1 protein-coding gene is annotated in these 294 nt (G+C 52.0%); it reads right to left on the reverse strand.

Translation table 11 applies throughout. The features are described from left to right. Window positions 1-60 precede the first annotated feature (60 nt). Window positions 61-294: hypothetical protein (locus tag FS736_RS24605; RefSeq protein WP_222125104.1), on the reverse strand; the 234-nt coding region annotated here is incomplete at its 5' end.

Here is a 294-nt window from a genome sequence, read left to right on the forward strand (position 1 = left end):
CCCTTCACTCTCCAACTCATTGACCAAAAGCCCCCCATTTCCAACCACCAATTCATCCACTCACCCATTACACTCCCACCAACCAACCCCCATATCTATTTCAACCACATCCTTCCCCACCTTTATCAACAATCGATATTCATCTTTCCCCACCAATTCCTCCACCTCCTTACCCTCCTTCTCCACCTTCCTCTCATCCTCCTCCTCTTCCCCCCCACCATCTTCCCCCAAGCGCCCCCTTCCTCCCTCACCCATCAATGGTCTCGATTCATCGCCCTCAACAACCCCTTTATC

Origin of the sequence: Cytobacillus oceanisediminis 2691, from assembly GCF_007678455.1 — a bacterium.
GTDB classification, from domain to species: Bacteria; Bacillota; Bacilli; order Bacillales; family Cytobacillaceae; genus Mesobacillus; species Mesobacillus oceanisediminis_A.